This window comes from Muriicola sp., from assembly GCF_049669965.1.
Classification (GTDB): Bacteria; Bacteroidota; Bacteroidia; order Flavobacteriales; family Flavobacteriaceae; genus Muriicola.
In genome coordinates this window covers 20,297-27,327 of sequence record NZ_JBATLB010000302.1, presented here as the reverse complement: position 1 = coordinate 27,327, position 7,031 = coordinate 20,297, and the positions used below count along the sequence as shown (strand labels likewise).

The 7,031-nt window shown below is 42.3% G+C and carries 6 protein-coding genes; 1 reads left to right on the top strand and 5 read right to left on the bottom strand.

Annotated features, from left to right (window positions below; all coding sequences use genetic code 11):
* Positions 1-250: 250 nt before the first annotated feature.
* Positions 251-1,231, bottom strand: a complete 981-nt coding sequence (locus tag WBM49_RS14845) for a YpdA family putative bacillithiol disulfide reductase (protein ID WP_424372829.1) — start codon at positions 1,229-1,231, stop codon at positions 251-253.
* A 159-nt stretch (positions 1,232-1,390) separates the two neighbouring features.
* Here WBM49_RS14845 and WBM49_RS14840 point away from each other — a divergent pair, with 159 nt between their 5' ends.
* A complete protein-coding gene (locus tag WBM49_RS14840; protein WP_424372828.1) occupies positions 1,391-1,816 on the top strand; it encodes a CBS domain-containing protein in 426 nt (141 codons plus the stop codon).
* On the opposite strand, the gene rpe is transcribed toward WBM49_RS14840, so the two are convergent.
* The 4 genes from rpe to WBM49_RS14820 all read right to left on the bottom strand — a co-directional run bounded on the left by rpe (position 1,813) and on the right by WBM49_RS14820 (position 6,959).
* Entirely contained in the window at positions 1,813-2,475 is a 663-nt protein-coding gene (rpe, locus tag WBM49_RS14835; RefSeq protein ID WP_424372827.1) for a ribulose-phosphate 3-epimerase, read from the bottom strand. The two genes, WBM49_RS14840 and rpe, sit on opposite strands and share 4 nt — an antisense overlap.
* A gap of 43 nt (positions 2,476-2,518) precedes the next feature.
* Positions 2,519-3,523, bottom strand: a complete 1,005-nt coding sequence (locus tag WBM49_RS14830; RefSeq protein WP_424372826.1) for a tetratricopeptide repeat protein — start codon at positions 3,521-3,523, stop codon at positions 2,519-2,521.
* Between the two features lie 185 nt (positions 3,524-3,708).
* Entirely contained in the window at positions 3,709-4,572 is an 864-nt protein-coding gene (locus WBM49_RS14825; RefSeq protein WP_424372825.1) for a sigma-70 family RNA polymerase sigma factor, read from the bottom strand.
* Positions 4,573-4,739: 167 nt separating this feature from the next.
* A complete protein-coding gene (locus WBM49_RS14820; protein WP_424372824.1) occupies positions 4,740-6,959 on the bottom strand; it encodes a polyribonucleotide nucleotidyltransferase in 2,220 nt (739 codons plus the stop codon).
* Positions 6,960-7,031 lie beyond the last annotated feature (72 nt).

The window sequence follows — 7,031 nt, the reverse complement described above, 5'->3', positions numbered from 1 at the left end:
TCCTAGCGGAGCGTTGAGGGAACACCGAAGGAGGTGAGGTAATCCTTTGCGGAGCGTTGCGGGAACTCCGAAGGACGTGAGGTAATCCTTTGCGGAGCGTTGAGGGAACACCGAACGGAGGTGAGGTAATCCTAGCGGAGCGTTGAGGGAACACCGAACAAAATGACCCAAAGCTTTTTGTAACGTTCAGGGATCATCGCATTATAGCCTCGAATTCAAAATATAGATCGCATTAAAAAGGAGATGACAATTAGGCAGGAACAGAACGCTTTTTAACAATATGATCGATGATCATCTTTGCATGTACCCTTGAGTTCTCGATAAACCATTTATGCGTTTCCATACCACCACAGATCACCCCTGCCAGAAACAGTCCTTCTATATTGGTCTCCATGGTATCCTCGTCATAGGTCGGTAATCTTTTTGAATCATCTGATAAATGTATGCCCAATGCTTCAAGAAATTGAAAATTAGGTTTATATCCGGTGAGCGCAAGAACAAAATCGTTCTCCAGTTTCTGTGATCCGTCAGGAGTGGAAAGAATTAATTCTTTGGGCTTTATTTTTGCGACCGTGGTATTGTAATAGGCTTTGATACTTCCTTCGCTAATTCTGTTTAAAATATCGGGGCGAACCCAATACTTCACCCGTTGCCCAACTTCGGGGCCTCTAATGATCATTGTAACCTCTGCCCCTTTGCGCCAGCATTCGAGCGCAGCATCTACAGCCGAATTGCTGGCTCCGATCACGGCCAATTTCTGACTGGCATAAAAATGAGGGTCCTTGTAATAATGCGAGACCTTGGCAAGGTCTTCTCCCGGTATGTTTAATTTGTTTGGAAGATCATAAAAACCGGTAGCAATAATAACGTTCTTGGCCGTGAACTCTTGCCTCTCCGTTTTTACCTCAAATATTGCTTGTTCCTTTTGGATGGAAGTGACCTTTTCAAAAAGACGTATGTTCAATTTATTGGAGGTTACAATCCTTCTGTAGTACTCCAGGGCTTCATTTCGCTTAGGCTTGGCCTCTTTACTGATAAAAGGAATCTCATCTATTTCTAACTTTTCAGAAGACGAGAAGAACTGCATATTCACAGGATAGTTAAAAAGGGAATTAACAATGGGCCCTTTTTCCAAAATAAGATAGTGTAGTCCCTTTTTCTGTGCTTCCAGGCCGCAGGCGATGCCTATGGGGCCACCTCCTACGATAATAAGGTCTAATTCCTTTATCATTTTATAATCCTTATACTAGCTTTGCACTTGTTAGTAGCAAAATTAGGCATTAAATACTAAAATACCTGAAAATACGCACTTTGCTAAACCTGATATTTATCATTCTTTGAGGGACTAAAGAATCGGATATTTAAGAGAACAAAATAAAAGATAAGCATCATGACTATTTCCATTGATATACCAATTACCACCATAATGACCAAACAAATTATTTCTGTTGACATTAAAGATGGTTTAGCCCGAGCTGAGCATTTGTTCAAAAAACACAACATCAGGCATATGCCTGTAACAGATCACAAGAAGATTGTGGGTATGCTCAGTATGAACGATCTGCTCAGAATAAGTTTTGCTGATGGAGCCTATCGTGAGGAAGGTGATATACAGTCGGACATCTACGAGATGTTTAATGTAAAAAATCTTATGGTGCGCACACCTGAAACAATTAGTCCAAAAAACACCGTAAGAGAAGTTACTTCCTTACTTACAAATAGAAAGTTCCACGCCCTTCCCGTAGTAGATGGTGAGGAAATTGTAGGGATGGTAACTACCACCGATCTTTTGAAATATTACCTGTCTATGTTTTAGGCATTAGTTGCCCGTGCGAGCTCTGCGATGGTACCGGAGGGATTCTTCGATTTAAAAACAGAGCTCCCTGCCACTAATACATCTGCGCCGGCATTCATTAATTTTGCCGCATTCTCCATACTTACGCCCCCATCTACTTCAATTAAGGCCGTAGCCTTGTGTTCTTTGATCAATTGCTTTAGTGTTCTGATCTTGTCATAGGTGTTTGGAATAAAAGACTGGCCTCCAAATCCGGGGTTAACACTCATGATTAGTACCAGGTCCAGATCTCCGATGATATTTTTCAATAATTCTACATTGGTATGCGGATTTAAAGCAACCCCTGCTTTCATCCCGCTAGACTTAATGGCTTGTATTGTTCTATGTAAATGGGTACACGCCTCATAGTGTACAGTAAGCATATAGACGCCAAGATCTGCAAAGGTCTGTATATATCTGTCCGGATCCACGATCATCAAATGCGCATCCAGAGGTTTTTTTGCAAATTTTGCGATGGCTTTTACCACTGGCATCCCATAAGAAATGTTAGGCACAAAAAGCCCGTCCATAATATCCAAATGGTGCCAGGCTGCCTCACTGTGGTTCACCATCTCTATATCTTTCTGAAGATTTCCGAAGTCTGCAGCGAGGAGGGAAGGGGCAATTTTTACTTGATTCATAGATCAGCACATTTATATGTCTGTAAAAATAAACAAACCCTTGTTATTCAGAGATAATGTGGTCTCCTTTTCTGATAGTGATCTTACCGAGGTCGCTTTCAGCAGCAATATAACCAAAGGAGCTCCAGCTGTCTCGTCCCACAATATCATTGAGAAGTTTAAGACCTTTCTCTTGCGGGCCTTCGTACAAATACCAGTTCGCCAAACCGTAGCTAACTGCATCTGAAGCAGCCGACAATTCTTTAGCCTTAGTTAGGGAATCCAAAGGGATCAAGCCTTTGTAAAATTTACAGAGGTCGTAATAATTGGTGTTTTCAATCACTTCCATTCCGTCTTCGATAGGAAGTAGTAGGCTATCTGCAATAGCTGTGTTTCCAAGTCGGCGCTGAATCATATAAAGCCAGTGCGTACTCGATACGATGTTGTCCGGGTTTTCACCGCTTTCCCGACAATTGAGGTATGCCCGATAGGCGTTCTCAAAATCATGTTTGAGGTAATAGGCAAGTCCAAGATGGTACCAGATATTACCATGTAAGGTACTAACCGGGATATTCATGGCATTGGGCATACCATCGGGTTCAATCTCATTGGAAGTGCCCTGAATTAGTATTGCCCCATGTTCCAGATCGGCGATGGCCTTGTCAAACTCACGAAGGGTAATATAACGATGGCCACGGTGTCTGTAGAGACGTACTTCCATGGGAAACCTTTGGATACCCATGGAATAAATGGCTATCGCATCTTCATAGTTGCCTAGATAGGCCATTCTTCGCCCATACCAAATAAGAAGGTCAACATCTGTAGTGTCTTTGAGGTAAGCTTTTTTTGCCTCATAGTATTGCTCCAAAAGTTTTTCGCTGGGTTTGTTTCTTGTATATACCTTGCCCAGAGGGGTGGTAAATGACTCAGGCGTTGAAGGAGGAGTTGATTTGCCAACATCGCATGAAGATATTAGCAGCATTACAGGCAGGCTCAGGATCAAAGAGCCAAAAATTGATTTAGAGGAAGGTGATAAATTACGGATTAAATTGCTTACAGATACTGCCATAGATAAAGGTACAAAATTGGGAATAGGCTATAAAATGAAAAAACTCCGGTAATCAGCCGGAGTTTATTCATCAATCAAAAAACGAACAGTCATGATAAACTGTTGTTATCGTATGCAAATTAAGTTAAAAACTCCAGTATTCCAATTTTGGAATCGGACATCTAACGGATTGCTTTTGGGGTACCTTAGCCCAAATAGGTTTTTAAGATCTTGCTTCTTGAGGTATGTTTTAACCTTCTGATGGCTTTCTCCTTAATTTGACGTACCCGTTCTCTGGTAAGGTCAAAGGTTTCACCAATTTCTTCCAGTGTCATTGAATGCTGTCCGGCAAGGCCGAAATACAATCTGATGACGTCTGCTTCCCTGGGTGTTAAGGTTTCCAGAGCTCTTTCGATCTCCGTTCTCAGGGATTCGTGTAAAAGATCCTTGTCTGGATTTGGAGATTCGCCACTGCGTAATACATCGTAAAGATTGGAATCTTCTCCATCTATCAAAGGAGCATCCATAGATACATGGCGTCCTGAATTTTTGAGCGACTGCTTAACGTCTTCAACAGTCATATCTAATTCCCTTGCGATTTCTTCAGCAGAAGGCATACGCTCATGAGCTTGTTCCAGAAATGCAAACGTTTTATTGATCTTATTAATAGATCCGATCTTATTCAAGGGTAGTCTAACAATTCTAGATTGCTCTGCCAATGCCTGCAGGATAGATTGACGAATCCACCATACTGCATAGGATATAAATTTAAATCCCCTGGTTTCATCAAAGCGCTGAGCAGCCTTAATAAGTCCAAGGTTGCCTTCATTGATCAAATCGGGTAGGGTAAGACCTTGATTTTGATATTGCTTTGCCACGGAAACAACAAACCGCAGGTTCGCTTTAGTTAGTTTTTCCAGAGCCGATTGATCACCTGCCTTGATTCTTTGTGCCAATTCTACTTCTTCATCAGCCGTGATCAGATCTACTTTTCCAATTTCTTGTAAGTATTTGTCGAGCGACGCGGTTTCCCTGTTCGTCACCTGTTTTGTAATCTTTAACTGTCTCATCTGTTAGGTTCCTTTCTATTTAGGTTCAATGTGCATAGACTGCATATACTTATACGTAAAAAAAGAAGGAATGTTACAATTAGGTTACGAAATTTTCATTTAAATGTTAAAAAAATCAAAAAACCCCGACCAATGGACGGGGTTTAAGGTTTTTTTAAAAGAAAATATTAGTCTCTACGCTGTCTTGTAGGACGTCTGTTTCCACGATCACCGCGATCACCACGATCATTTCGATCGTTTCTTGGGGGTCTTTCTACATAGCCTTCGGGCTTAGGCAGCAGAGCTTTTCTGGAAACCTTATCCTTTCTGGTTCTGGAATCTATTCCGAAGTATTTCACGTCAAAGACATCACCCATGTTCACTACATCCGTAACATTCTCAGTACGTTCCCATGCCAACTCAGATACATGAAGCAATACTTCGTTCCCCGGGGCATCCATATATTCTACAACTGCACCAAAATCGAGGATCTTGATCACTTTTACTTCGTAGATGCTGCCTACAGTTGGTTTAAAGGTAATAGAATCTATTTTCGCCAATACGGCATCTATTCCGGCCTGATCTGTTCCCAGGATCTCAACCAATCCTTCTTCAGTAACAGGATCTTCATTGATCACGATAGTGGTTTTGGTAGTTTTCTGTAATTCCTGAATTACTTTACCACCCGGACCAATCAAGGCACCGATATACTCCCCTGGAATAGTGGTAGTAACCATTTTTGGTGCATGTGGTTTAACATCTGCTTTTGGAGCATCAATAGTATCTGTTAATTTCGTAAGGATATGCAATCTTCCATCCCTGGCTTGTTTTAGAGCCTTTACAAGGATCTCATACGACAAACCTTTTACCTTGATATCCATCTGGCAAGCTGTGATACCGTCTTGAGTACCGGTAACTTTAAAGTCCATATCTCCCAGGTGATCTTCATCTCCAAGGATATCCGATAATACGGCGTATTTCCCGGTTTCAGTATCAGTAATGAGTCCCATTGCGATACCGGATACAGGTTTCTTTAACTGTACCCCGGCATCCATTAGAGCCATAGTCCCGGAACATACGGTAGCCATTGATGAGGACCCGTTGCTTTCCAATACTTCAGACACAACACGTACCGTATAAGGACAATCAGCGGGGATCATACCTTTTAAGGCACGTTGGGCAAGGTTACCATGACCAACTTCTCTACGCGATGTACCTCTGATAGGTCTTGCTTCCCCAGTTGAAAAAGGAGGGAAATTATAGTGAAGATAAAATGTCTCTTCTCCTTCATAAGAAGGCATATCTATTTGATTAGCTTCACGAGAGGTACCTAAAGTAACGGTAGCCAATGCCTGAGTTTCACCTCTTGTAAAGATGGCAGACCCGTGCGTAGAAGGTAGATAATCTATTTCACACCAGATGGGTCTGATCTCATCGGTCTTACGCCCGTCTAAACGAAGGCCCTCATTTAAGGTGAGGTCTCGCACAGCGGCTTTTTCGGCCTTGTAATAGTATTTTTTGATAAGGTCTCCCTTTTCTGCCACCTCTTCTTCAGAAAAAGAAGCTAAAACCTCCTCTTTAATCTCAGAGAAAGCCGCACTGCGTTCGTGCTTGGAAGAGCCTGCTTTGGCAACAACGTATACCTTGTCATAGGCCATTTTATGAATGCCCTTTGCCATGGTCTCATCTTCTTCTTCCTGTTCGTATTCACGAACTTCTTTTCTGCCAAAAGCTTCTGCCAATCTCATTTGAGCAGCAACCTGCACCTTCACGGCTTCGTGGGCAAATTTAATGGCTTCTACCATCTCTTCTTCCGAGATCTCACCCATTTCACCTTCCACCATCATCACTGAATCTGCGGAGGCACCAATTACCATATCGATGTCCGATTCGGCTAACTGGGCCCGTGTTGGGTTGATAATAAATTCACCGTTGATCCTTCCAACGCGTACCTCAGAGATAGCGCATTCGAAAGGAAAATCGGATAGTTGTATTGCTGCAGAGGCAGCCAAACCGGCCATTGCATCTGGCATTACATCGTCATCATGAGACATTAATTGTATCATGACCTGTGTTTCTGAGTGGTAATCCTTTGGAAATAAAGGACGAAGCACCCTGTCTACCAAGCGCATGGTAAGCACTTCACCATCACTGGGTCTGGCTTCTCTTTTGAAAAAACCACCCGGATAGCGCCCGGAGGCTGCAAATTTTTCACGATAATCTACTGTTAAAGGCAGAAAATCTACATCACTTTGTTTGTAATTGGAAACTACTGTACATAGTAACATACACTTGCCTGATTGAACAACAACAGAACCGTGGGCCTGTTTGGCAAGTTTTCCGGTTTCGATAGAAATAGTTCTACCATCACCAAGGTCAATGACCTCTTTAAATGTTTTTGGAATCATACTTTTTAATTAAACCTGTTTCTACAGGTATGTTAAACAATGGTCTGCCGCCCTCATGGTCGGCCGAAGTTG

What these genes read in the sequence shown, in the direction of transcription:
- WBM49_RS14830 (WP_424372826.1), bottom strand. Translation starts at nt 3,523, where the DNA reads ATGGCAGTATCTGTAAGCAATTTAATCCGTAATTTATCACCTTCCTCT.
- WBM49_RS14820 (WP_424372824.1), bottom strand. Translation starts at nt 6,959, where the DNA reads ATGATTCCAAAAACATTTAAAGAGGTCATTGACCTTGGTGATGGTAGA.
- WBM49_RS14840 (WP_424372828.1), top strand. Translation starts at nt 1,391, where the DNA reads ATGACTATTTCCATTGATATACCAATTACCACCATAATGACCAAACAA.
- rpe (WP_424372827.1), bottom strand. Translation starts at nt 2,475, where the DNA reads ATGAATCAAGTAAAAATTGCCCCTTCCCTCCTCGCTGCAGACTTCGGA.
- WBM49_RS14845 (WP_424372829.1), bottom strand. Translation starts at nt 1,231, where the DNA reads ATGATAAAGGAATTAGACCTTATTATCGTAGGAGGTGGCCCCATAGGC.
- WBM49_RS14825 (WP_424372825.1), bottom strand. Translation starts at nt 4,572, where the DNA reads ATGAGACAGTTAAAGATTACAAAACAGGTGACGAACAGGGAAACCGCG.